Annotated in this window: 21 protein-coding genes; 11 read left to right on the top strand and 10 right to left on the bottom strand. The window is 63.1% G+C overall.

What is annotated here, in order from left to right; translation table 11 throughout:
- Positions 1 to 37 precede the first annotated feature (37 nt).
- The 3 genes from NLY37_RS15450 to NLY37_RS15440 all read right to left on the bottom strand — a co-directional run bounded on the left by NLY37_RS15450 (position 38) and on the right by NLY37_RS15440 (position 3,151).
- Positions 38 to 688 (bottom strand): dihydrofolate reductase family protein, encoded by a 651-nt coding sequence (locus NLY37_RS15450; RefSeq protein ID WP_023733301.1) that lies wholly within the window; start codon positions 686 to 688, stop codon positions 38 to 40.
- Between the two features lie 122 nt (positions 689 to 810).
- Positions 811 to 1,668 carry a protein-L-isoaspartate O-methyltransferase family protein gene (locus NLY37_RS15445; RefSeq protein WP_023733300.1) on the bottom strand — a complete coding sequence of 286 codons (858 nt, stop codon included), beginning with the start codon at positions 1,666 to 1,668 and terminating at the stop codon, positions 811 to 813.
- Positions 1,669 to 1,792: 124 nt separating this feature from the next.
- Positions 1,793 to 3,151: an Nramp family divalent metal transporter gene (locus NLY37_RS15440; protein WP_023672432.1), complete on the bottom strand. Its 1,359-nt coding sequence runs from the start codon at positions 3,149 to 3,151 to the stop codon at positions 1,793 to 1,795.
- A 257-nt stretch (positions 3,152 to 3,408) separates the two neighbouring features.
- Here NLY37_RS15440 and mntR point away from each other — a divergent pair, with 257 nt between their 5' ends.
- Positions 3,409 to 3,864 carry a manganese-binding transcriptional regulator MntR gene (mntR, locus tag NLY37_RS15435; protein WP_023672433.1) on the top strand — a complete coding sequence of 152 codons (456 nt, stop codon included), beginning with the start codon at positions 3,409 to 3,411 and terminating at the stop codon, positions 3,862 to 3,864.
- Positions 3,865 to 3,955: 91 nt separating this feature from the next.
- Positions 3,956 to 4,144: a hypothetical protein gene (locus NLY37_RS15430; protein WP_023672434.1), complete on the top strand. Its 189-nt coding sequence runs from the start codon at positions 3,956 to 3,958 to the stop codon at positions 4,142 to 4,144.
- 28 nt (positions 4,145 to 4,172) lie between these two features.
- Here the strand turns inward: NLY37_RS15430 and NLY37_RS15425 are convergent, their stop codons facing one another.
- On the bottom strand, positions 4,173 to 6,239 hold the full coding sequence (locus tag NLY37_RS15425; protein WP_031245974.1) for a hypothetical protein: 2,067 nt from the start codon (positions 6,237 to 6,239) through the stop codon (positions 4,173 to 4,175).
- Positions 6,240 to 6,425: 186 nt separating this feature from the next.
- Here NLY37_RS15425 and ypfJ point away from each other — a divergent pair, with 186 nt between their 5' ends.
- From ypfJ to NLY37_RS15410, 3 genes are all read left to right on the top strand, one after another.
- On the top strand, positions 6,426 to 7,361 hold the full coding sequence (gene ypfJ / locus NLY37_RS15420) for a KPN_02809 family neutral zinc metallopeptidase (protein WP_023741114.1): 936 nt from the start codon (positions 6,426 to 6,428) through the stop codon (positions 7,359 to 7,361).
- Positions 7,362 to 7,537: 176 nt separating this feature from the next.
- On the top strand, positions 7,538 to 8,803 hold the full coding sequence (locus NLY37_RS15415) for a TCR/Tet family MFS transporter (protein ID WP_023741115.1): 1,266 nt from the start codon (positions 7,538 to 7,540) through the stop codon (positions 8,801 to 8,803).
- Positions 8,800 to 9,720 carry an aldo/keto reductase gene (locus NLY37_RS15410; RefSeq protein ID WP_023825080.1) on the top strand — a complete coding sequence of 307 codons (921 nt, stop codon included), beginning with the start codon at positions 8,800 to 8,802 and terminating at the stop codon, positions 9,718 to 9,720. The genes NLY37_RS15415 and NLY37_RS15410 overlap by 4 nt, the downstream gene beginning before the upstream one ends.
- Positions 9,721 to 9,729: 9 nt before the next feature.
- Here NLY37_RS15410 and NLY37_RS15405 read toward each other — a convergent pair whose 3' ends face one another.
- The 3 genes from NLY37_RS15405 to carA form a co-directional block, all read right to left on the bottom strand.
- Positions 9,730 to 9,849, bottom strand: coding sequence for a helix-turn-helix domain-containing protein (locus NLY37_RS15405; protein WP_245260145.1), 120 nt, complete (start codon positions 9,847 to 9,849; stop codon positions 9,730 to 9,732).
- A 4-nt stretch (positions 9,850 to 9,853) separates the two neighbouring features.
- On the bottom strand, positions 9,854 to 10,114 hold the full coding sequence (locus NLY37_RS15400) for a hypothetical protein (RefSeq protein WP_245260143.1): 261 nt from the start codon (positions 10,112 to 10,114) through the stop codon (positions 9,854 to 9,856).
- Between the two features lie 325 nt (positions 10,115 to 10,439).
- Positions 10,440 to 11,657: a glutamine-hydrolyzing carbamoyl-phosphate synthase small subunit gene (gene carA / locus NLY37_RS15395; protein WP_081726027.1), complete on the bottom strand. Its 1,218-nt coding sequence runs from the start codon at positions 11,655 to 11,657 to the stop codon at positions 10,440 to 10,442.
- Between the two features lie 258 nt (positions 11,658 to 11,915).
- On the opposite strand from carA, the gene NLY37_RS15390 reads away from it, so the two are divergent.
- Positions 11,916 to 12,365 (top strand): GatB/YqeY domain-containing protein, encoded by a 450-nt coding sequence (locus NLY37_RS15390; RefSeq protein ID WP_032887220.1) that lies wholly within the window; start codon positions 11,916 to 11,918, stop codon positions 12,363 to 12,365.
- 28 nt (positions 12,366 to 12,393) lie between these two features.
- Here the strand turns inward: NLY37_RS15390 and NLY37_RS15385 are convergent, their stop codons facing one another.
- Positions 12,394 to 12,714 (bottom strand): hypothetical protein, encoded by a 321-nt coding sequence (locus tag NLY37_RS15385; protein WP_031245976.1) that lies wholly within the window; start codon positions 12,712 to 12,714, stop codon positions 12,394 to 12,396.
- Positions 12,715 to 12,972: 258 nt separating this feature from the next.
- Here NLY37_RS15385 and NLY37_RS15380 point away from each other — a divergent pair, with 258 nt between their 5' ends.
- Both NLY37_RS15380 and NLY37_RS15375 read left to right on the top strand, forming a co-directional pair.
- Positions 12,973 to 13,698, top strand: a complete 726-nt coding sequence (locus NLY37_RS15380; RefSeq protein WP_023741118.1) for a DNA helicase — start codon at positions 12,973 to 12,975, stop codon at positions 13,696 to 13,698.
- Between the two features lie 27 nt (positions 13,699 to 13,725).
- Positions 13,726 to 14,283, top strand: coding sequence for a GNAT family N-acetyltransferase (locus NLY37_RS15375; protein ID WP_023672441.1), 558 nt, complete (start codon positions 13,726 to 13,728; stop codon positions 14,281 to 14,283).
- 7 nt (positions 14,284 to 14,290) lie between these two features.
- Here the strand turns inward: NLY37_RS15375 and NLY37_RS15370 are convergent, their stop codons facing one another.
- Together NLY37_RS15370 and NLY37_RS15365 are read right to left on the bottom strand one after the other, a co-directional pair.
- Positions 14,291 to 15,472 (bottom strand): MFS transporter, encoded by a 1,182-nt coding sequence (locus NLY37_RS15370; RefSeq protein ID WP_023741119.1) that lies wholly within the window; start codon positions 15,470 to 15,472, stop codon positions 14,291 to 14,293.
- A 95-nt stretch (positions 15,473 to 15,567) separates the two neighbouring features.
- Complete coding sequence (locus NLY37_RS15365) at positions 15,568 to 17,232, bottom strand: Na/Pi cotransporter family protein (protein ID WP_023741120.1); 1,665 nt, start codon at positions 17,230 to 17,232, stop codon at positions 15,568 to 15,570.
- A 389-nt stretch (positions 17,233 to 17,621) separates the two neighbouring features.
- Here NLY37_RS15365 and NLY37_RS15360 point away from each other — a divergent pair, with 389 nt between their 5' ends.
- The 3 genes from NLY37_RS15360 (at position 17,622) to rpoD (ending at position 22,514) form a co-directional block, all read left to right on the top strand.
- Positions 17,622 to 17,990 (top strand): RcnB family protein, encoded by a 369-nt coding sequence (locus NLY37_RS15360; protein ID WP_023741121.1) that lies wholly within the window; start codon positions 17,622 to 17,624, stop codon positions 17,988 to 17,990.
- 146 nt (positions 17,991 to 18,136) lie between these two features.
- Positions 18,137 to 20,077 carry a DNA primase gene (gene dnaG, locus NLY37_RS15355; protein WP_023741122.1) on the top strand — a complete coding sequence of 647 codons (1,941 nt, stop codon included), beginning with the start codon at positions 18,137 to 18,139 and terminating at the stop codon, positions 20,075 to 20,077.
- A gap of 412 nt (positions 20,078 to 20,489) precedes the next feature.
- Complete coding sequence (rpoD, locus tag NLY37_RS15350; protein ID WP_023672446.1) at positions 20,490 to 22,514, top strand: RNA polymerase sigma factor RpoD; 2,025 nt, start codon at positions 20,490 to 20,492, stop codon at positions 22,512 to 22,514.
- The last annotated feature ends 32 nt before the right edge of the window (positions 22,515 to 22,546 follow it).

Below are 22,546 nucleotides of genomic sequence, written 5' to 3'. Positions count from 1 at the left end.
CTCCGGAGGGAGAGGAAAGGTGCCAAGCCTGTCCCTGTCACTTCCAGTTCTTACGCCGCTCGAGCTCGGCCTCTGACGGCTCTTGCGTGGCGAACGACCCGACTTTGACCTCACCCCCGCGTTCGTAGGTCGCCATGATGACGCCGGTGGTGGTAGCCTGCGACTTCACCAGCTTGAAAGCGGCCGGCATCGCACCACCATCGAACAGCCGCTTGCCCTTGCCCAGCAGCAGCGGGAAGATCATCAGCCGGATTTCGTCGATCAGACCGTTGGCCAGCAAGGTCTGGATCAGTTCGCTCGAACCCTGGATGAGCAGGTCAGGCCCATCTTCCTTCTTGAGGCGGCGCAACGCCGCGACGATATCTTCCCCAAGCCATTGCGTGTTCTCCCAGGTGAGCGAATCCGGCCGATGTGTCGCCACATATTTGATCGCGGGGTTGAAGACGTCTCCGATCGCATCTTTCTGGTGCGGCCAGTATGCGGCGAAGATGTCGTAGGTTCTGCGGCCGAGCAGCAGGGCGAAGGGTTTGGAGAACAATTCCTCCATGGCCACCCCCGCCACCTCGTCGAAGTAGTGGAACGTCCAGCCGCCGAACTCGAAGCCGCCAACCGGGTCTTCTTCCGGGCCGCCTGGCGCCTGCATGACGCCGTCGAGGCTGACGAAGGTGGAAGCGATGATCTTTCGCATTGGATTTTCCTTTTCCAGGATCCGCGCCGTCAGGGCCGGATTTCGATCTAAACTAAGGACGGACAGGCCGGCGGCCGCCCGACAGGCGTTGGCAAAAAAACGCTGCCGGCCGACAAGGGTACCTACCGCCGTCGCCCGCCGCCAAGCGCCTGCGACGAAAACCAGACGTCGCCGATGATGGCGGTGGCGGTCCGGTCCGGCGCCCTGTCTGACGTCAGCCAGATCGAACGGCTGCGCGCCGCCTTCTGGAGGTCGGGGATTTTGGCCGCCGAACCGGCCGCCGAGGCGCCGACGCAGGGGATGAACCACGAGCGCATGAAGGGGTCGCAGGCAAAGCCCTTGTCGTTGCGGGTTACCATCACGGCCAGGCCGACGCCCTGGGACGGACGCCAGGGAAAGATCATGCGGCCGCCCGCTTTCAGCGCCCGAAGCCAAGGAGCCGGCGGTGCGACGACACCGGCATTGACATAGATGATGTCGGACGGCGGCAGATCGCCGGTGACGGCATCGCCGTGGACGACGCTTACATTGCCGTAGGTTTCGAGATTCTTTGTTGCTCTGGCAGCAAGATCTGCCTCTATTTCGAAGGCGGTCACCGGGCCGGGCGCAACCAGCCGCGCCAGCAAGGCGGTGTAGTAGCCTGTGCCGGCGCCGATATGGGTGACGGCCTCGTCCGGTCTGGGGGCGATCCTGCCGATCCACATCGCGTGCAAGGAGGGTTCGCCATTGTTGATGCCCTTGTCGGCATCGAGCGCCACCAGCACGTCCTGATAGATGTGAACAGGATCGGCGCTCGGCGTCATGATCTTGCCGTTGCCGGTGGTGAGCGCCCTGCCGGCGACTACCGCCCAGGGTCCGGGACCGAGAAAGGCCTCGCGCGGAACGGTGGCGAACGCCTCTTCGAGGCGCGGATCGGCCGAGCCGGCATTGGCCGCCATCAGCTGCGCGTAAAATTTCCTGGCGTCTTCGACACTTGTCATGATGGCCGGTAAGATAGCGCAAGCCGCCGGTTTGTCGCCGTCTTGAGCAATTCCAGGAAAAGTGTGAGGCGGCTTTCCGCCCGGAATTGCGTCAAACAAGAGATAGAGCAGTTCAAGAAGAAACTCAGCCGACGCCGAAGACGGTGTCGTAGAGCAGCTTGAAGTTGAGCACCAGGATGACCGCCGCGACGACCCAGGCGAGGACCGCCACGCCGCGGGGAATGGCAAGGTTGCCCATCTTCTTCTTGTCGGAGACGAACTGCACCAGCGGGATGACTGCGAAGGGCAGCTGCATCGACAGTACCACCTGGCTGAAGACCAGCAACTGGCCGGTGCCCTTTTCGCCATAGAGCGCGGTGACGACCACCACCGGGACGATGGCGATGCCGCGCGTCAGCAGCCGGCGCGCCCATTGCGGAATGCGCAGGCGCAAAAAGCCTTCCATGACGATCTGGCCGGCAAGCGTTGCCGTAACCGTCGAGTTGAGGCCGGAGGCCAGCAGCGCCACCGCAAACAGGATCGAGGCGATGCCGAGGCCAAGCAGCGGTGACAAGAGCTCGAAGGCTTGGCCGATCTCGGCGACATCCTGATGGCCGGTGCCATGGAAGGCCACCGCCGAGACGATCAGGATCGAGGCGTTGACGAACAGCGCCAGGACGAGCGCGATGGTCGAGTCCGTCGTCGCCCATTTAATGGCGTCGCGCTTGCCTTTTTCGGTCCGTTCATAGGCGCGTGTCTGTACGATCGAGGAGTGCAGGTAGAGATTGTGCGGCATCACCGTGGCGCCGATGATGCCGATGGCGATGTAGAGCATCGCCGGATTGGTGACGATCTCCGTCGACGGCACGAACATCGAATGCAGGATCGAGCCGACCGGAGGGGCAGCGGCAAAGATCTGGATGGCGAAACAGCCGAAGATGATGATCAAAAGCGCGATGACGAAGGCTTCGAGATAGCGGAAACCCTTGTTCATCAAGAGCAGCACGATGAAGGCGTCGAGCGCCGTCAGCAACGCGCCGCCGATCAGCGGAATGCCGAACAGAAGCTGCAGCGCGATCGCCGTGCCGATCACCTCGGCGAGGTCGCAGGCGATGATGGCGAGTTCGCAGGCGATCCACAGCACGAAACTGACGGGACGCGGATAATAGGCGCGGCAGGCCTGGGCGAGGTCGCGGCCGGTGGCGATGCCAAGCCGGGCGGCAAGCGCCTGCAGCAGGATCGCCATCAGGTTGGACAGCATGATGATGAACAATAGCGTGTAGCCGAACTGGGCGCCGCCGGCGAGGTCGGTGGCCCAGTTGCCCGGATCCATATAGCCGACCGAGACCATGTAGCCCGGTCCCATGAAGGCGAACAGGCGACGGAACCAGACGCCGGACTGCGGCACCGCGATCGTGGAGTTCACCTCGCGCAGGCTGGGAGGATTGTCCTCCGGCCTGTCAAATCGCCAGGATGATCCCAAGGTAGCGTCAGCTTCGGACATGGAGGGCTTTCCACTGGGTGGATCGGTTGACGTCATCCTATCTATGCCAGGGCTCAACATTATGCAATAGGCTATATTTCATTGTATGTGCTTCCTGTTGCGCCGACCGGCAGGCCGGCCGGGGATCGCAAACGCCGGTTGCGCCTACCATGGAATGGAAATAAACGGCTGGAACAGTTAAGCCCGTGCTATGAATGGCAAAGGGCGATTGCTTTGCCCAAAGCCGATTCTTGTCAAAAGATAGGAAGGAGCGCGTGTTGGCGCTGAAGCACAGACCGGTTGGACGCGAGGAGCCGCTGCCTGACGCCGAGATTCATTCGAAAGGGTTCCGGCAGCAGCGCGAAGCGCGCCGCGGCGCGCTGGTCGAGGATTATGTCGAGCTGATCGCCGACCTGATCGAGGACGGCAATGAGGCGCGTCAGGTCGATATTGCTGCGCGGCTCGGTGTCGCCCAGCCGACGGTGGCCAAGATGCTGACCAGGCTGTGCGCCGACGGGCTCGTTTCCAGAAAACCCTATCGCGGTGTGTTCCTGACCGACGCCGGGCGCAAGGTGGCGGAAGAGAGCCGCATCCGCCACCAGACGGTAGAAGCGTTTTTGCGTTCGCTCGGTGTCAGCGCCGAGACGGCGCGCATCGATGCCGAGGGCATCGAGCATCATGTCAGCGCCGAGACGCTGGAAGCCTTTCGCAAGGCGATGATCGCGCCGCGCTGAGGGGTGCCGGGGCCGCACCACTGGAACCTCCGCACGTCAGGCTCGTTGCTCCTGACGTTGCGCGTGATTGTCGCGCGCCAAGGAGGAAAACATGGGCGTCGAACAGGCACCGACCGCGAAGGGCAAGCAGGCGGCCGAGGGTTTGAGGCAGGCAGCGGCAAAGGACGAACGCAAGACCGAGGTCGAAACCGGCCATGCGCTGAAAAAGGGCGCCGCGCGTTTCGAGGAACGCTCCAAAAGCTCGGACGGCAAAAGCGCCGGCACCAAGCAGAAGATCTGAGTTCTGTTCGCAAGCGGCAACCTGCCGCTCATTCCTCGGTGTCCTGCACCCAACTGCGCGGATGGCCGTCGACGCGGAACTGGAATATGAAATAGGGCGGAATGCAGGAGCCCTTGCCAGGCTTGGCTGCGGCCAGATCGTCGTAGCCGGCGGTGCAGATATAGTCCTCGCGGCAGGGATGCGCCTTGTCGCAGGCGCGCAGGCCGGCGGTCTTGGTGAATTCCTTGGTGCAGAATTTGTGGTCCTTGCCCGACGCGATGCAGTCGTTGAAACCGGTCTTGGCGAGGCGGCCGCAAGTCGCCTCGTCGGGAAGCTTGTCGCAGCTTGCCTTGCGCAGCATGCCCCCGGGAAAGCCACCGGTCTTCTGCTCGGGGTTGTCGTAGCGTTGGCGCGCCGCGCCATAGCCGGCGAGCTTGATTACCGGTTTCTTGTCGCGCGCCGGATCGATGGCGCAGGCTTTTGCGGTGGCCGGCGACAGGCGGCAATATTTGTCGCTGCCCCAGCTCGACATCTTAATCTCGCCGAACTCGACGGGGTCGCCGACTGCGGTGGCCGCCTCGCTGACGCAGGTGCCGAAGCCCGGATGGATGTCGCTTTCATGGACGCCGGCGCAGCGCAGGCTTTCGCCGCAGCTCCAGTCCTTGAAGCTGGCATCCTTGCCGCTGTAGCAGATCGAGCCCCAGCCATTGTAGAGATCGGTGCCTTTCAGCGCTTCGGCGAGTTTGGCGTCCGGACGGGCGGCGAAGCCGCGTGAGAAATCCGGATGGCCGCCGGCGGCGAAGTCCTCGACGATGGCGCGGCGGCGCGGCAGGTCGGCGAAGAACACCGCCGAGCCGGGGACGATGACGGCGTTGCGGCGCGGCTCGCTGGCCGGATCGGCGCCGGTGTAATGGAAGCCGGCAATGCCGTGCGTCTGGTGGCAGCCGGTGCAGGTCATTTCGTTGAGACGCAGATTGAAGCCGGCCACCGATTTCACGCTGCGCAGCTCGTTGCCCTTGGCGACATAGTCCTGCAGTGCCTTGTCGATGTCGGCATCGTCGAGCAGCCCATAGGCGATATTGTTTTGCGACCTGGCCATGCCGCCGGGTGCGACCGAGACGGCGCTGGTCGCCAGGAACTTGTCGTCGATGACCAGCCGGCCGCGATCGAGGTCGTAGAGGTTGCGGTCGGTGAGCAGCCATTTGGCGAAGGCCGGCCGGTCGGCCAGAACCACTTTCCGGTCGATCTGGTTCTCCATCTTCGATTCCTGGAAGGTGGACGTCGTTGGGTCCCATTTGAAAATCTTGAGGAGATATTCGGCGTGGCCACCGAAGTCGCGGCGGCTCGAGGCCGACAGCCGGAGAACCTGCATGTTCAGCTCAAGCCGCATGATCTGCGACGAATTCAGCATGGCGTTGGAGAGCGGCCCTTCGTCGGAGCGCAGCCAGGCTGCCAGTTGCTCGGGCGCAAGGTTCTTCTGGCCGGCGGCGAGCCAGCGCTTGGCGATTTCGGCACAGGAAACGGCGGTGGCGCTTGGACGGTCTCTCGAAGCGCGGGGGCGAGCCTCGCCGGGCCTGGCGTTGAAGACCAGACCCATGGTCAGCGGCAGCCGCGACGAGATGCGTTGCGCTGTCTTTCCCTTCGTGGGCTTCTCCGCCACCGAATAGTGGAAGCGGTAGATCAGCCTGATCTCGCCGCATTCGGTGTGGCCGAGATAGCCGCGGTCCATGCGGTTGACGACGCCGGTCAGGTCGAGCGTCGAGCCGTCATCGTCGATGTATTTCGGGTTGAATTTCTGGCTGGTGTCCTTCGACTTGGCCATGGCCGCGACGTAAGGATCGGGGCTATTGGCAGGCTCGTCGGCGATCTCCTGCTTGACGGCGTTGCGCACAGGGGTCAGCGCGCGCACCGAAAACAGGCCCCGATTGTCGACCTCGCGCGTGAGACCCAGCGCCGGGCCGAGCAGGCGGCTGATCGAGAGGCCGCCACGCTCAAGCGCCTGCAATGTCTCGGGATCGGTTACGGCGACGCTGGAATCGAGCGTCACGGCGCGCGCCGGCGACGGGCCGAGGCATAGCACCACCGCCAGCAGCAGAAATCGACCGATTGTCCGCAAGTCCCCGACACCCCCGTTCGAACCGGATGCTACAGCGCGCATGCCGCCTCGACCAGAGTGCGAACACGATGCCGCTGCCACGAAAAATACTGTGACTTGGCGCAACCATTGCGATAATTGTCTGTTGGGTCGGACTGGGCCACGACATCGGCCACGCCAGCCGAAGTTTGCATACGGGGAGTTGCCATGCTCTGGAAGGGCCGCCGTCAGAGTGACAATGTCGAGGACGAGCGCAGCGACAGCGGCGGCGGTGGTGGTTTCGGCGGCGGCAGCCCTGGCCAGTTCCGCATCCCGATCGGCGGCCGCACCGGCGGCGGCGGCAGCATATTGCTGGTCGTCCTCGTGGTGCTGGCCGGATGGTATTTCGGCTTCGACCCGTCGCAGATCCTGGGCAGCGGCGACGGCGGCGGCGTGCTGCCGGGTGGCGGTGGCCAGATTACCGACAACAGCGGCGGCCAGGACGACGGCGCCGGCACGCCTGCTTCCGACGAGATGAAGCAGTTCGTGGCGACCGTGCTGGCCGAGACCGAAGAGACCTGGACCGGCATCTTCCAGTCGCAGGGCCTGAAATACGAGGTCCCGAAGCTTGTGCTGTTCAGCGGCCAGATCCGCTCGGCCTGCGGCTCCGCCTCGACGGCAGCCGGACCGTTCTATTGTCCCGGCGACCACAAGGTCTACCTCGACACCACCTTCTTCCAGCAGCTCGACCAGCAGTTCGGCGCCTCGGGGGATTTCGCCCAGGCATATGTGATCGCCCATGAAGTCGGTCACCATGTGCAGAACCTCACCGGCATCCTGCCCAAGTTCAACCAGATGCGGCAGTCGATGGGTGAGGCGGAAGCCAACCAGATGTCGGTGCGCATCGAGCTGCAGGCCGACTGCTTCGCCGGCGTTTGGGCGCATTTCACCGCGCAGAAGGGCATTCTGGAACAGGGCGACATCGAAGAGGCGCTCAACGCCGCCAAGCAGATCGGCGACGATACGCTGCAGAAGAAGATGCAGGGCTATGTCGTTCCGGAAAGCTTCAACCACGGGACGTCGCAGCAAAGGCAGACCTGGCTGGCGCGCGGCTACAAGAGCGGCAAGCTGTCGGATTGCAACACGCTGACCGGTCCGGTTTGAGGCGCTCGCAAGTTCCAGCCGACCGCGGTTCAAAGCGCATCCGTCGGCGGGCCGATTCACCACCGGCAACAGATGTCAGGAGGAGAACGCCTGAGGCGTTCTCCTATTGTTCCAAAGTGGCGCCTCGCCTATAACGGGCGCCCGCCCAAGGGCGGTCTCAGGGAGCAGACGCCATCATGATCGACCCCAAAACCGCCAGGCGGGGCCTTGCGCTCGTCTTCACCACGCTGCTGCTCGACATTATCGGCTTCGGCATGATCATGCCGGTGTTGCCGGCCTTTCTCAGGGAGCTTTCCGGCGTCGGCATCAGCGAAGCGGCGATCGAAGGCGGCTGGCTGTTCTTCGTCTATGCGGCGATGCAGTTCTTCTTCGCGCCAATCATGGGTGGATTGAGCGACCGCTTCGGGCGGCGGCCGATCCTGCTTGCCTCGGTGCTTACATTCTCGATCGACAATCTGATCTGCGCCATCGCCTGGTCCTATCCGATGCTGTTCATCGGCCGCGTGCTGGCCGGCGTTTCGGGCGCCAGCTATTCGACGACGTCGGCCTTCATTGCCGACATCTCGAACGACGACAACCGGGCGAAGAATTTCGGTCTGCTCGGCATCGCCTTCGGCGTCGGCTTCGTCATTGGGCCGGTGCTGGGCGGGCTGCTCAGCACGTTCGGGCCGCGAGTGCCGTTTTACTTTGCCGCCGGGCTTGCCTTCGTGAACTTCCTCATCGCCATGTTCTTCCTGCCTGAAACGCTCGATGAAAAGCACCGCCGCCGCTTCGAGTGGAAACGCGCCAACCCGGTCGGCACGCTGCTGCAGATGCGCCAATATCAGGGCATCGGCTGGATCGGGCTCGCCTTCTTCCTGATGACGCTCGGCCACATGATGTATCCTGCGGTGTGGTCGTTCGTGTCCAACTACCGCTATGGCTGGAGCGAGCAGCAGATCGGCTTCTCGCTCGGCGCCTTCGGCCTGTGTGGGGCGATCGTCATGGCGACGGTGCTGCCGCGCGTGATCCCCAAACTTGGCGAATGGAGGACGGCGGTGATCGGCCTGACATTTACTGCGGCCAGCGCCTTCGGCTACGCCTTCGCCTCGCAAGGCTGGATGATCTATGCGGTGATCGTCGTCGGCTGCCTCGAAGCACTGGCCGATCCGCCGCTGAGAAGCCTTGCCGCCGCCAAGGTGCCGCCATCGGCGCAAGGCGAATTGCAGGGTGCGATGACGTCGATCTTCTCGATCACCTCGATCATCACGCCGCTGCTCTACACCGCGATCTTTTCCTGGTTCACCGGACCGAATGCGCCCGTAGTGTTCGGCGGCGCCCCCTATCTGGTTGGCGCGTGCTTCCTGACGCTTGCCGTCATTGTCTTTGTGACGAAAGTTGCGAGGCCGACGGCGGTGAGAAGCGTTGCCACCGGCGCTGCGGAAGATGGAGCCCAGATATGAGCCATGACAGCCGCATAGAGCTAACCAAGGACGGAGTGTCGCTGTCGCGGCTGGTGTTCGGCGCCTGGCGCCTGCTCGACAACGCCGCGCGCCCGGACGCCGACCAGATCGCGCGGCTGATCGGCACTGCGGTCGATCTCGGCCTGACCAGCTTCGACCACGCCGATATTTACGGGCATTACCAGGTGGAAGCTGCCTTTGGCGCCGGCTTGTCGCGCTGGAAGGGCAAGCGCGACAGCATCGAGCTGATCTCGAAATGCGACATCATTCTGGCATCGGCCAACCGGCCTCAGAACCGGCTGAAGCATTACGACACCAGTGCGGCCCACATTGCCGCCTCGGTCGACCGTTCGCTCGCCAATCTCGGCACCGACTATCTCGACCTGTTGCTGCTGCACCGACCGGATCCGCTGATGGATGCCGACGAGACGGCGGCGGCCCTTGCCGGGCTGGTCAAGTCGGGCAAGGTGAGAGCGGTCGGGGTCTCCAATTTCACGCCGTCGCAGTTCGACCTTCTGGCTTCGCGGCTGCCGTTTGCCTTGGCCACCAACCAGATCGAGATGTCGGTGCTGAAAACCAATGCGCTGGTGGATGGCAGCCTCGATCACGCGCAACGCCTCGGCTATGCGCCGATGATCTGGTCGCCGCTCGGCGGCGGCTTGCTGTTCACCGGCAAGGAAGGGCGCGAGGCGCGGGTCAGGGCGGCAATCGCGGCGGTGGCTGCCGAGATCGGCGCCGGCGATCTCGCCGCCGTCGCCATCGCCTGGCTGCTGCGTCATCCGGCGCGGCTGGCGCCGGTGCTCGGCACGATGAAGCCCGAGCGGCTGGCCGTCATGGTCAAGGCGCTGGAGATCGACCTCGACCGCCAGCAATGGTTTGCCATACTGGAGGCCAGCGAAGGCCGGCCGGTGGCGTAAGGTTAGATACTAGGCTTCGATCCATTCGCTGGGCACGTCCAATGCCTTCGACAGCATGGTGCTGGTTTGCGCCGATGGCTTGCGGCGATTGGATTCAAGGTCCGACAGGAAGCCCTGGCTGACACCGATGGCATCAGCGAACTCGCCCTGCGTCAGCTTGCGCCAGTTGCGCAGCGCCTTGAGCCCGGCTGGAACCTCGCAAAATATCCATGGTCACCTCGGCGGGCAGAGGCTTTTCCGTTTTGAACTCGGCCTTCCGCTCATCGTAGATCGCCACATCCGCAGCGTCTTCTCTGGCTTCTTCGGCGGCATGCAGCAATGCCTCGTAGTCAGCCTTCGGGATGACGACCAGTTCTTCCCCGGTTGAAGTCCTTATGATTTGCGGAGCGTTCATGATGTGCTGTCCTATGGCCGGCTGTAGGTCGTCGTTTCGCGCTTGCCGATGTAGATCGCGAGGATTGTCGTGCGATCTTCATCAATATAACGCGGTAGCAACCGATCCGAAGTCTGTAACCGTCTCGGCCGGCAAGACGTTCTACATCCCCACGCCCGCTGATGGCATAAGTGTTCAAACCCTCAGAGACCTGCTCGCGGACATCGGCCGGCAGGTTGTCGAGATCGCGAGCTGCCGACACCGAGAGGATGATCGTCTTCACTCGCGCAATACCGCAGATTTATCGCTCGAGGCTAAGCGATATTATCGCTGCTACACAGAGGGCTCAGGCCCGTTCGGCCAGCAGTTCCTCGCCGCGCTTTTCGCGGATCAGGTTGACGAAGCGGCGGAACAGATAGTGCGAGTCCTGCGGGCCGGGCGAGGCCTCGGGGTGGTGCTGGACCGAGAACACCGGACGTCCGGTCAGCGCGATGCCGCAGTTCGAGCCATCGAACAGCGAGACATGGGTTTCCTCGACGCCCTCGGGCAAGGAGTCGGCATCGACGGCAAAGCCGTGGTTCATCGAGACGATCTCGACCTTGCCGGTGGTATGATCCTTGACGGGGTGGTTGGCGCCGTGATGGCCCTGGTGCATCTTGGCGGTCTTGCCGCCCAGCGCCAGGGCCAGCATCTGGTGGCCGAGGCAGATGCCGAACACCGGAATATCGGTCTTGAGCAGGTCCTGGATGACCGGCACCGCGTATTCGCCGGTGGCTTCCGGGTCGCCGGGGCCGTTGGAGAGGAAGATGCCGTCGGGCTGCATGGCCAGGATTTCTTCCGAACCGGTACCGGCCGGAACCACGGTGACCTTGGCGCCGAGGCCGGAAAGCAGGCGAAGGATGTTACGCTTGACGCCGTAGTCGATGGCGACGACGTGCATCGACGGCTCGGCCTGTTCGCCAAAGCCTTCGTTCCACACCCAGGGCGTTCCACGCCAGACCGAGGACTGGCCGGAGGTGACTTCCTTGGCGAGGTCAAGCCCGATCAGGCCCGACCAGGCGGCGGCCCGCCGCTTCAAATCGTCGAGGTCGAAGATGCCGTCGGGCGCGTGCGCAATGACGGCATTGGGCATGCCCTTTTCGCGGATCAGCGCGGTCAGCGCCCGGGTGTCGATGCCCGACAGCGCGACGATGCCGCGCTTCTTCAGCCACTGGTCCAGCCCGGTGTCGGCGCGGTAGTTGGACGGGTTGGTGACATCGGCCTTGAACACCGCGCCAACGGCGCCGGCACGGGCGACCGGGTTCAAGTCCTCGATGTCTTCGTCATTGGTGCCGATGTTGCCGATATGCGGGAAGGTGAAGGTGACGATCTGGCCGGCATAGGACGGGTCGGTGAGAATTTCCTGGTAGCCGGTGAGCGCGGTGTTGAAGCAGACTTCGGCAACGGCGGAACCGGTGGCGCCGAGGCCGCGACCCTCGATGACGGTGCCGTCGGCCAGCACCAGGACGGCGGTCGGCTTTTCGGTTGCCCAAGGCGGGGTCAGTTCGGGGGTCATCTCGGCCATGGCGACGCTCCTGTCACGCTGCGCGCTTCGATGGCGGGCCATCTGCGCAGCAAACGGCGCGGCCGATCTCTCGAGCCTGCGCGCATCAATTCTTTGTCTTATGCAAGGCCGAGTACATAGGGGAAGGCGCCAGAGCGGTCAATGATGCCGTGCCAAAACGGCGAGCATTTGTTTCAGCGAATGATATCAGAGCTTTGGCGCGTTTGCTTTGCGGATGGGCCGCGGTTATTGTCCGCGCCGTTCGAAGGAGAAAGCATCATGCGCGCAAAAATCGCCGAATCCCTGAAAAGCGCGATGAAGGCGCAGGACAAGCACCGCCTGCCGACGCTCAGGCTGATCCAGGCCGCCATTCACGACCGCGACATCGCCAATCGCGGCTCGGCCAAGGACCCCGCCAGCGACGAGGAGATCCTGCAGATCCTGGCCAAGATGGTGAAGCAGCGCGAGGAATCGGCCAAGGCGTTCGAGGACGGCAAGCGCCCGGAACTGGCGGCGCAGGAGCGTGGCGAGATGGAGATCATCCGCGGCTTCCTGCCGACGCAGCTGGACGACGCTGCCGTCACCGCGGCCGCGCGCGAAGCGATCGCAGCGACTGGTGCGGCGAGCCAGAAGGACATGGGCAAGGTGATTGCCGCGCTGAAGGCGAAATATGCCGGCCAGATGGATTTCGGCAAGGCCAGCGGCATCGTCAAGGGCCTGCTGCAGTAGCGACTTGGCTTCGGGCACTCGATGCCGATCAGGCCGTTGGCGCAATCTGGCGCAGGATCGAGGCGGTGACATCCTTGCCACCGGAGAGATTGGTGGCCAATACGGCCGGCGTGTAGATCACACCCCACGGGACACCCCTCCATCCTGCGACCAGGGACAAAAGCGTATAGGGCAGATGATGACGGGAGGCGTTCTCCCCGGCTCGGATGAAGTAGACGTCGGTCGAGCGACGGAAGGTCAGCACGATGATCGAGAAGCAATATTGGAAACAGACGAACTTTCCGCCACGATTGATCTCGTCTAGGAGCTGCTGCCAGGTAAGATCGTCGATGCCACGTATCTTGGCCATGTAACTCGCCCTCGGTAAAGACCACAATGTTTACTTACAGAACGTGGCGGTGATCCGCAAACAGTCCCTCTCGAAAGGCGCCGCACACACGATTTTCGTTAAGCAGAGATTGCTCTATCATCTGATTCCGGCGCGCCCACGCCTCCTCCCTCCAGCGGGAAGCATTGTTCATGCGGGGCCATACGATCACCGAACCGACTGTTCGAGCACCATGCATAAGGAGGGGTTGCGAAGACTGCTCGCAATAGGAGGTTTTCGATGAGGCTGTCAGCGCCTGTCTACCATCTCAAGCGTGAAGCCAAACTCTTGTCGCGTAAAGACGATATTCCACTTCACGAAGCGCTCGACCATATCGCGATCAAGGAAGGTTTTGACAGCTGGAGCTTGCTTGCGAGCAAAGCAGCCGCAGCGCCGCCTGCTAGAAAGATGTTTGCGCGGATGGCACCCGGTGACCTGGTTCTGATCGGTGCGCGGCCGGGCCAGGGCAAGATCCTGACGAGTATCAAACTCGCGGTCGAAGCCATGAAGGCCGGCAACAGAGCTGTTTTCTTCACGCTGGAATATACGCTGGCGGATGTCCTGGGCCGGTTCCACGCTATCGGGGTAGAGCCTGCGCAGTTCGATGGCCGGTTCGAATTCGACAGTTCCGACGCCATCAGCGCCGACTACATCATCGGCAGGCTGGGATCGGCGCCGCGCGGCACGCTGGTGGTCATCGATTATCTGCAACTGCTTGATCAGAGGCGGGAAAATTCGGAGCTGATGGTTCAGGTTCGCAACCTCAAATCTTTTGCGCGCGACGCGGGGCTGATCATGGTCTTTATCTCGCAGATCGATCGATCCTATGATCCGTCGAAGAAGCCATTTCCAGACCTTGCCGATGTCCGTTTGCCAAACCCGCTGGATCTCGCGCTGTTCGACAAGGCATGTTTCCTGAACAACGGCGAAATCCGGTTCAAGGCGGCACCGCAATTTCGGGGCTAAGTGGCCTCTGCCCGGTCGAGACCCACCATGATCGAAATCGTCAAACCCACGCTCGAACATCTGCCCTCCTACAAGGCGGCGCTCGAGCGTGGCTGGTCGCCGGACAATGTCCGGCTGATGGAAGCGACGCGCGAGCAACTTGCGGCGATCGACGAGGATCCCGCGGCGTTCCTTGCCAGCCTCGACGATCCCGAGGCCAAAGGAGGCCCGATTACCTTGCCGGACGGCACGACAGTGCCGCGGCTGCCGGGCTTTCGGCGCTGGATCTGGGATGGCGAGGCCGCCGGCTCGATCGGCTTTCGCTGGCAGCCCGGTACGGCCGCACTGCCGTCGCATGTGCTCGGCCATATCGGCTATGCCGTGGTGCCGTGGAAGCGCGGACGAGGCTATGCGACCGAGGCGCTGCGGCTGATGCTGGACGAGGCGAGGGCTGTTGGTTTGCCATATGTCGAGCTCACCACCGACCTCGACAATCCGGCCTCGCAGAAGGTGGTGCTGGCCAATGGCGGCCGTGTGGTCGGTCCGTTCATCAAGGACGCCGCGTATGGCGGCGCCGAGAGTTTGTTGTTCCGGATCGATTTGTAGGTCGACGCTATTCGGCCGCTGCCTGCAGCGGCGGCGCTGCCCGGCTGCGCCCCTCCCACATGTAGGAGGCAAGTGCCACCACCACCGCCACCAGCATGGCGGCAGCGCCCACAACCGGCAGGCTGCGGTAGCCGTAGCCGGCATTGAGCATGGCCGCGCCCAGCGACGCGGCGAGCGCGATGCCGACATTGAAGCCGGAGGGGATGAGCGAGGAGGCGAGGTTGGAGGCGTCCGCCGTCCAGGCCAGGATGCGGGTCTGGATCGGCGTGCCTATGGCGAAGTTGAGGCCACCCCAGATAACGATGGCGATGACCATCGGCACGGGATAGGGGCTGACGGCATAGATCACGCCCAACATCACCGCCTGCAGCGCAAGCATGGTGATCAGCGACGGCATCAGCTTCCAGTCGGAAAGCTTGCCGCCGAGAAAAACGCCGACGGTGGCGCCGACGCCGTTGAGCAGCAGCACCCAGGGGATCAGGCTCTCGTCAAGATGGGTCACCTCAAGCAGGGTCGGGGTGATGTAGGTGAACAGGCCGAACTGGCCGATCATCAACATCAGCATCAGGATCAGCGAGGTCCAGACTTGCTGGCGCGCCAGCACGCGAACCTCGCTGCCAAGACTGGCGGATGGCCTTGATGCGCCTGTCGTGCGCGGCAAAAGCGCAGCCATGGCGGCAAACGCCACCACGCCCAGCGCGCACATCACCCAGAAGGTGGCGCGCCAGCCCCAGAGATTGCCGATTGCGGTGCCGGCCGGCACGCCGATGACATTGGATACGGTGAGGCCGGAGAGGATCACAGCCACGGCCATGCCGCGCTTGTCCTCGGGCACGAGGCCGACAGCCACCACCATGGCGACGCCGAAATAGGCGCCGTGTGCGACGGCGACCGCAATGCGCAAGAGCAGCATCGAGGCAAAATCGGGCGCCAGCGCGCAAGCGGCCTGGCCGATGGTGAAGGCGACGGTCAGGCAAAGCAGCAGCGTCTTGCGGGGAATGCCCTTGGTGGCGAGCGCCAGCAATGGCCCGCCAACCGCGATGCCGCCGGCATAGCCTGAGACGAGATAGCCGGAGGTCGGGATCGAAACGCCAAGGCCGTCGGCCACTTGCGGCAGCACGCCGGCAATGACGAATTCGGTGGTGCCGAAAGCGAAGGCGGCGATGAACAGGGCAATGAGCGGAAGCATGGCGCGGAAGCGATCCTTGAACGAGTTGGCCTCAAATCATGGATGGCGCTTGCCGGCAATGCAGAAATTTTTGCGGCCGGTTTAGGTTTTCTTGATCAGCTCGCCTTCAACCTGGAGCCGCCGAGCAGGCCGCGCTCTTCCAGCACGGGGTAGGCCATCGAGGCCAGCAGCGAGTTGATCTGCTTCAGATCGCGGATGGTGTCGAGGTGAATGGAGCTGGTCTCGACGCTTTTGGCGGTGCCGTCGCGCAGGCGCACGAAATGGCTGGCGCTGGTTTCCTTCTCGCGGTCGCGCAGGCGGTCCTTTTCCAGCACCAGCTGGCGCGCGGTTTCAGGATCGCGCGACACCAGCACGTTGAAGGCAAGCCTGGCATTGGCCAGAACCGAAGTGTGGAAGGCGAGCAACTCGCTCCAACCCTCGGGCGTGAACTCCAGCCCGCGCTCGAACTTCTTTTTCACATGCACCAGCATGTTGCGCACGATGATGTCGCCGACCTGCTCGAGCTTGACGCAGGCGCCGATCAATTCCTGGCAGCGCAGTGCCTCGTCCTCTGTGAGCGAGTTCCTGGTCAGTTTGGCCAGATAGAGCTTGATCGCCGCGTGCTTCCTGTCGACGCGGTCGTCAAGCGCGGCCAGCGCCTTGATCTTGTCGCCGTCGGCGCTCTCATAGAGTTCGATGATGCGCTTCAGCATGATCTCGACCGTTTCGCAGACGCGCACCACCTCGCGGGTGGCGTTGGCCAGCGCCTGGCTCGGCACGTCCAGCGCGCTGTCGTTGAGCGCGGAAAGCTCGACCACGTCGAGGGCGGCGGCCGGCGCCGGCTTGGTGCCCATCGCCACGATTGCCTCCGAGGCGCGATAGACCAGGCTGGCAAGCGGCAGGCCAGCAAGCAAGATCAGCACGTTGAACAGGATGTGGGCGTTGACGATCTGGTCGGGCACGGTGGCGCCGAGGAAGGCGACAGACGGCTTCACCGTCATGAACAGGATCAGCATCACCAGCGAACCCATGCCGCGCATCAGGAGATTGCCGATCGGCACGACGCGCACGCCAGGCTCGGCATTACGGGTCAGCAGCGGCGCGATGATCGAGGAGCCAAGATTGACGCCGAGCACCAGCACGATGCCGAGTTCAGGCGGGATGAAGCCGCGGCCGGCCAGCGTCACCATCAAAAGCACGGCGGCGATCGAGGAGTGGAACAGCCAGGTGACGAGCGCGGCGAGCAGATAGGCGGTGACGTAGTCGCTGGAGAAATACTTGATGATCAGCGGCATCAGCGTGCTTTGGCGCAGTGGCTCCGACGCCTGGCCAATCATCTCCAGCGACAGCACCAAAAGGCCGATGCCGACCAGGATGCGGCCGAACTGGCGCCAGTCGCGCCGCTCCGTGGCCATGAACATGACGGTGCCGGCGACGAGGCAGATCGGCACCAGCAGCGTCAGATCGAAAGTCAGCAGCTTGACGACCAGCGCCGAGCCGATCTCGGCGCCGCGCACCGCCAGTTGGCCCGACATGCCCGAAACGATGCCGGCGCCGGCGAAGGATCCGACGAGAAGCGTGACCGCGGTCGAACTTTGCAGCGCGATAGACAGGCCGCAGCCGGCCAGCACCGCCATGATCGGATTGCGCATGGTGGAACGCAGCCGGTGACGCAGCACGTCGCCATAGGCGCGCTCGACGCCGGTCTTGACCATGCGAGTGGCAAACAGCATCAGCGCCACGGCGCCGGCCAGATGCAGGAGGACGACGGAACCGCTCATTTCGAAACCCGCACGCGGACAGGGACCGCGACCCGAAGAGCGTGGTGGGCAGGGTAGGAAACGAGAGCGCGAATCATGATCATGACAGTCTTGAACAATAGCGGGAATATTTTAGCCGGATAATAAAATCTTGTCGAATTCAAGGGGCCGTCGCAGCGCGACGGGCCGTGTCGGAAAATGGACGGATGCGCAAATGGTTGCATGGCGGATCCCTGGCCCGGTGGCCGACCAACCCCGTTTGCCGTGCTTCTGGCAAATGCCTTTGCGATGATGTTCAGATCTCCGGTATAAGCAGAGGATTTCATTACATAATTGTAATGCTGATGTTCAGTTTCGGTTCATCCTTCGGGCGCTATTCCCTGGGGCATCGACAACCAAGGAGCCCCGCTATGAAACGTATTGTTCTTTCCGTCCTCGCTTTCTCAATGCTGGCCGCGACTTCGCTTACCGGCCAGGCCGCGCCTCTCAATGCGCCGGTAGCACCGCAGTCGGATTACACGCAGGTCGACTGGCAGAAGCCCGGCAAGCGTGTCGACGTCAGGAAGCGCGTCGTGAAGAAGACGGTCGTCGTCAAGCGCAGCCATTGGCGCAATGGCCAGAAATACTCGAGCTGGAAGCGTCACCAGCCGATCCGCGACTATGGCCGCTATGGCCTGCATCGTCCCGGCCGCGGCCAGGAATGGATCCGCGTCGGCAACGACTATGTGCTGGTCAGCATCCTGTCCGGCATCATCTTCGGCGCCATCGCCGCGCACTAAGTCTCACCAGCGCACTGCTGGAGCTTGAAAGGAGGCGGCCAGCAACGGCCGCTTTTCCTTTTGCCCTGTGGAAACCGGGTAAGGTCCGCAATAAGGGTCGTCGGATTTCGCGCACATGATTATATGGGGGACAAACGAGTTCCCCGATGCGCTTTCCGCCCGCCTTTCTCGACGAGATACGCGACCGTGTGCCGATTTCCTCGGTCATCGGCCAGCGCGTCGCGTGGGACAGAAAGAAGACCAACGCCTCGCGCGGCGACTATTGGGCGTGCTGCCCCTTCCATGGCGAGAAGAGCCCGTCCTTTCACTGCGAGGACAAGAAGGGCCGCTATCACTGCTTCGGCTGTTCGGTGTCGGGCGATCATTTCAAGTTCCTGACCGAACTCGATGGCATGAGTTTTCCCGAAGCGGTCGAGAAGATCGCCGAGATGGCCGGCGTGCCGATGCCGGTGCGCGACGAACGGGAGGAACAGCGCGAGAAGGAACGCGCCAGCCTGACAGATGTCATGGAGATGGCGACCGCCTTCTTCCAGGAGCGGCTGCAGGGGCCGGAAGGCGCCAAGGCTCGCGCCTATCTCAGGGACCGTGGGCTGACGCCGGCGACGCAGCAATCGTTCCGGCTCGGCTTTGCGCCCGACAGCCGCAACGCGCTGAAGGAGCATCTTGCCGCCAAGGGCGTGCCCAAGGCCGACATCGAGGCCTGCGGGCTGGTGCGCCATGGCGACGACATTCCGGTCTCCTACGACTGGTTCCGCGACCGCATCATGTTCCCGATCCCGGATTCCAGGGGCAAGATCATCGCCTTCGGCGGTCGCGCGCTGGCGGCCGATGCGCTGGCCAAATACATGAATTCGCCGGATACCGAGCTCTTCCACAAGGGCAACGTGCTCTACAACTTCGCCCGCGCCCGCAAAGCCCTGGCCAAGGGCGGCACAGTGATTGCCGTCGAAGGTTACATGGACGTCATCGCGCTGGCGCAGGCCGGCTTTGAGAATGCCGTTGCGCCGCTCGGCACCGCGCTCACCGAAAACCAGCTCGAATTGTTGTGGCGCATGGCGCCCGAGCCGATGCTTTGCTTCGACGGCGACCAGGCCGGGTTGAAGGCGGCGTGGCGCGCCGCCGATATGGCGCTGCCGTCTATCCAGCCGGGACGCTCGGCGCGCTTTGCCCTGCTGCCCGAGGGCAAGGATCCCGACGATCTGGTCAAGGCCGAAGGACCGGACGCCTTTCGCGCCGTGCTTGCCGAAGCACGGCCGCTGGCCGACCTGCTCTGGATGCGCGAGACGGCAGGCGGCGTCTTCGATACGCCGGAGCGGCGGGCGGAGCTGGAAAAGACGCTCCGCGAGCTGACCAGTCGTATCCGCGACGAAAGCCTGCGCTACCACTACCAGCAGGAGATGCGCGAGCGGGTGCTGAACTTCTTCGGCTCCCAGCGCAGTGCCCGGCAAGGTCGTCCGGATTGGAAACCGGGGCAGGGCAAGACTTCAGCCCCCGGCGGGCAGTTCGCGAAAGGCGGCGGGGTCGGCGCGCGCGCCGCGATCACCGAAAGCCTCGGCCGCTCCGCCATGGTCAAGCGCGGCGGCGAGATGATGTCGGTGCGCGAGGCGACGATCATCGTAGCCCTCGTCAACCATCCGGCGCTGATCGACGAGAACTTCGCCCATGTCGAGTTCCTCGATCTCGCCAACACCGATCTGCAGCGGCTGCACGCCGCCATCCTCGATGCGATGGCGCACGACATGGCCAATGACCGTAGCGCGGTGATCGCCACCATCGAACGTGCCGGCTGCAGCGATATCTGGGGGCGCGCCGTGGCGCTCATCCAACGGGCCAGGCAATGGCCCGCGCTGGAAACCGCAGCGCTTGACGATGCCCGCGACGCCTTCAACCAGGCGCTGCACTTGCAGCGCAGCGCGCGCACCTTACATAAGGAGCTGAAACAGGCGGAAGCAGCGCTCGCCAGCGATCCCACTGACGAAAACTACCGGCACCTCATCGAGATTCAGGCGCAGTTCCGTGATGTACAAGCAACGGAAGCGCTGATCGAAGGCTTCGGTGTGTCCTCGGGCAGGGGTGGGCGCGTGTAGGTCGAAACCTGCGCAAGAATGGATGATGTACGTGCTGCGCGTCGAATCGACGCCTCTAAGTCGGGTAATTGATTCGCTTTTTTGATGCGAATCATGCGAGAGGCGCTTGACCTTCTGGCAGAATGACGGAATCAGGACGATTCGAAACCTTAACCCGTGCCGGCGTCGATGGAAATGCACTGACGCGAGGTGCTGATCACTGGACAGGCTGTCAGCCTGCCACAGATATCAGGGTTAATCTGGACTTAATGCATATCGCCCAAAAGTGAAAACCGGTTTTGGGGGCACGATATGAACAAACAAAAGAGTTGATTCGGTTACCGGCCCGGTTAAGCGCCACCAGCGCATGTAGTTTGACCGGTGCGGCAGCTACGCGGCTTCGATGCTCGGCCGCTAGGAGAAGATAAAGACTATGGCGACAAAGGAAAAGGAAGAGGTCGAGACCGAACGTGAAGGCGCCACCGATGGGCCTCTGCTCGACCTTTCCGATGATGCTGTCAAGAAGATGATCAAGGCCGCCAAGAAGCGCGGCTATGTGACTCTCGACGAACTGAACGCGGTGCTGCCGTCGGAAGAGACCGATCCGGATCGCATCGAAGACATCAATGCGATGCTGTCCGACATGGGCATCAACGTGGTCGAGGACGACGATCAGAGCGAGGAGCCCGAGGCCGCCGACAGCAATGCCGACGCCGAGGAAGACGCCAACGAGCTGGCCGAGCAGACCGGCACCGCCGTCGCCGCCACGACCACCAAGAAAGAGCCGACCGACCGCACCGATGACCCGGTGCGCATGTATCTGCGCGAGATGGGCTCGGTCGAGCTCCTGTCGCGCGAGGGCGAAATCGCGATCGCCAAGCGCATCGAGGCCGGCCGCGAGACGATGATTGCGGGCCTCTGCGAAAGCCCGCTGACCTTCCAGGCCATCATCATCTGGCGTGACGAGCTCAACGAATCCAAGATCCTGCTGCGCGAGATCATCGACCTCGAAGCCACCTATGCCGGCCCCGAAGCCAAGCAGGCGCCGGTGGTCGAGCGCATCGAGGAGGCGCCCAAGGCCGAGGACAAGCCGAGGCGTGGACGCGACGAGGAAGACGACATCACCAATGTCGGCGCCGACACGCGCGGCCTAGTCGATGACGACGAGGAAGACGAGGACGAGGCGAGCCTGTCGCTGGCGGCGATGGAAGCGGAACTGCGCCCGCAGGTGATGGAGACGCTCGACGTCATCGCCGACACCTACAAGAAGCTGCGCAAGCTGCAGGACCAGCAGGTCGAGAACCGTCTGGCCGCGACCGGCACGCTGTCGCCAAGCCAGGACCGCCGCCTGAAGGAGCTGAAGGACCAGCTGATCAAGGCGGTGAAGTCGCTGTCGCTCAACACGGCGCGCATCGAGGCGCTGGTCGAGCAGCTCTACGACATCAACAAGCGGCTGGTGCAGAACGAAGGCAAGCTGCTGCGCTTGGCCGAAAGCTATGGCGTGCGCCGCGAGGAGTTCCTCAAGGAATATCAGGGCTCCGAGCTCGACCCGAACTGGACGCGCTCGATCGGCAATCTGACCTCGCGCGGCTGGAAGGAATTCACCAAGAACGAGAAGGACGCGATCAAGGATCTGCGTTCGGAAATCCAGAATCTCGCCACCGAGACGGCGATCTCGATCCTGGAATTCCGCAAGATCGTCAACCAGGTGCAGAAGGGCGAGCGCGAAGCCGCTATCGCCAAGAAGGAAATGGTCGAGGCCAACCTGCGCCTCGTCATTTCCATCGCCAAGAAATACACCAATCGCGGCCTGCAGTTCCTCGACCTGATCCAGGAAGGCAATATCGGCTTGATGAAGGCGGTCGACAAATTCGAATACCGCCGCGGCTACAAGTTCTCTACCTATGCGACATGGTGGATCCGGCAGGCGATCACGCGTTCGATTGCCGACCAGGCGCGCACCATCCGCATCCCGGTGCACATGATCGAAACGATCAACAAGATCGTGCGCACGTCGCGCCAGATGCTGCATGAAATCGGCCGCGAGCCGACGCCGGAGGAACTGGCAGAAAAGCTCGCAATGCCGCTCGAAAAAGTGCGCAAGGTCTTGAAGATCGCCAAGGAGCCGATCTCGCTCGAAACCCCTGTGGGTGACGAAGAGGATTCGCATCTGGGCGATTTCATCGAGGACAAGATGGCGATCCTGCCGATCGATGCGGCGATCCAAGCCAATCTGCGCGAGACCACAACGCGGGTGCTCGCCTCGCTGACGCCGCGCGAGGAGCGGGTGCTGCGCATGCGCTTCGGCATCGGCATGAACACCGACCACACGCTGGAAGAAGTCGGCCAGCAGTTCTCGGTGACGCGCGAGCGTATCCGCCAGATCGAAGCCAAGGCGCTGCGCAAGCTCAAGCACCCGAGCCGGAGCCGCAAGCTGAGGAGCTTCCTCGACAGCTGATACCGGCAACAGACCAGCATTCGAAAAGGGCG

It is taken from the genome of Mesorhizobium sp. C395A (assembly GCF_030323205.1).
Taxonomy (GTDB): Bacteria; Pseudomonadota; Alphaproteobacteria; order Rhizobiales; family Rhizobiaceae; genus Mesorhizobium.
This window is presented reverse-complemented; position numbering and strand designations above follow the sequence as displayed.

Coding starts and splice junctions, on each gene's coding strand:
- NLY37_RS15415 (WP_023741115.1), top strand. CDS start 7,538: ATGATCGACCCCAAAACCGCCAGGCGGGGCCTTGCGCTCGTCTTCACC.
- ypfJ (WP_023741114.1), top strand. CDS start 6,426: ATGCTCTGGAAGGGCCGCCGTCAGAGTGACAATGTCGAGGACGAGCGC.
- NLY37_RS15365 (WP_023741120.1), bottom strand. CDS start 17,232: ATGAGCGGTTCCGTCGTCCTCCTGCATCTGGCCGGCGCCGTGGCGCTG.
- NLY37_RS15385 (WP_031245976.1), bottom strand. CDS start 12,714: ATGGCCAAGATACGTGGCATCGACGATCTTACCTGGCAGCAGCTCCTA.
- NLY37_RS15400 (WP_245260143.1), bottom strand. CDS start 10,114: ATGAACGCTCCGCAAATCATAAGGACTTCAACCGGGGAAGAACTGGTC.
- NLY37_RS15380 (WP_023741118.1), top strand. CDS start 12,973: ATGAGGCTGTCAGCGCCTGTCTACCATCTCAAGCGTGAAGCCAAACTC.
- NLY37_RS15410 (WP_023825080.1), top strand. CDS start 8,800: ATGAGCCATGACAGCCGCATAGAGCTAACCAAGGACGGAGTGTCGCTG.
- NLY37_RS15390 (WP_032887220.1), top strand. CDS start 11,916: ATGCGCGCAAAAATCGCCGAATCCCTGAAAAGCGCGATGAAGGCGCAG.
- carA (WP_081726027.1), bottom strand. CDS start 11,657: ATGGCCGAGATGACCCCCGAACTGACCCCGCCTTGGGCAACCGAAAAG.
- NLY37_RS15360 (WP_023741121.1), top strand. CDS start 17,622: ATGAAACGTATTGTTCTTTCCGTCCTCGCTTTCTCAATGCTGGCCGCG.
- NLY37_RS15440 (WP_023672432.1), bottom strand. CDS start 3,151: ATGTCCGAAGCTGACGCTACCTTGGGATCATCCTGGCGATTTGACAGG.
- NLY37_RS15370 (WP_023741119.1), bottom strand. CDS start 15,472: ATGCTTCCGCTCATTGCCCTGTTCATCGCCGCCTTCGCTTTCGGCACC.
- NLY37_RS15375 (WP_023672441.1), top strand. CDS start 13,726: ATGATCGAAATCGTCAAACCCACGCTCGAACATCTGCCCTCCTACAAG.
- NLY37_RS15430 (WP_023672434.1), top strand. CDS start 3,956: ATGGGCGTCGAACAGGCACCGACCGCGAAGGGCAAGCAGGCGGCCGAG.
- rpoD (WP_023672446.1), top strand. CDS start 20,490: ATGGCGACAAAGGAAAAGGAAGAGGTCGAGACCGAACGTGAAGGCGCC.
- NLY37_RS15445 (WP_023733300.1), bottom strand. CDS start 1,668: ATGACAAGTGTCGAAGACGCCAGGAAATTTTACGCGCAGCTGATGGCG.
- dnaG (WP_023741122.1), top strand. CDS start 18,137: ATGCGCTTTCCGCCCGCCTTTCTCGACGAGATACGCGACCGTGTGCCG.
- NLY37_RS15450 (WP_023733301.1), bottom strand. CDS start 688: ATGCGAAAGATCATCGCTTCCACCTTCGTCAGCCTCGACGGCGTCATG.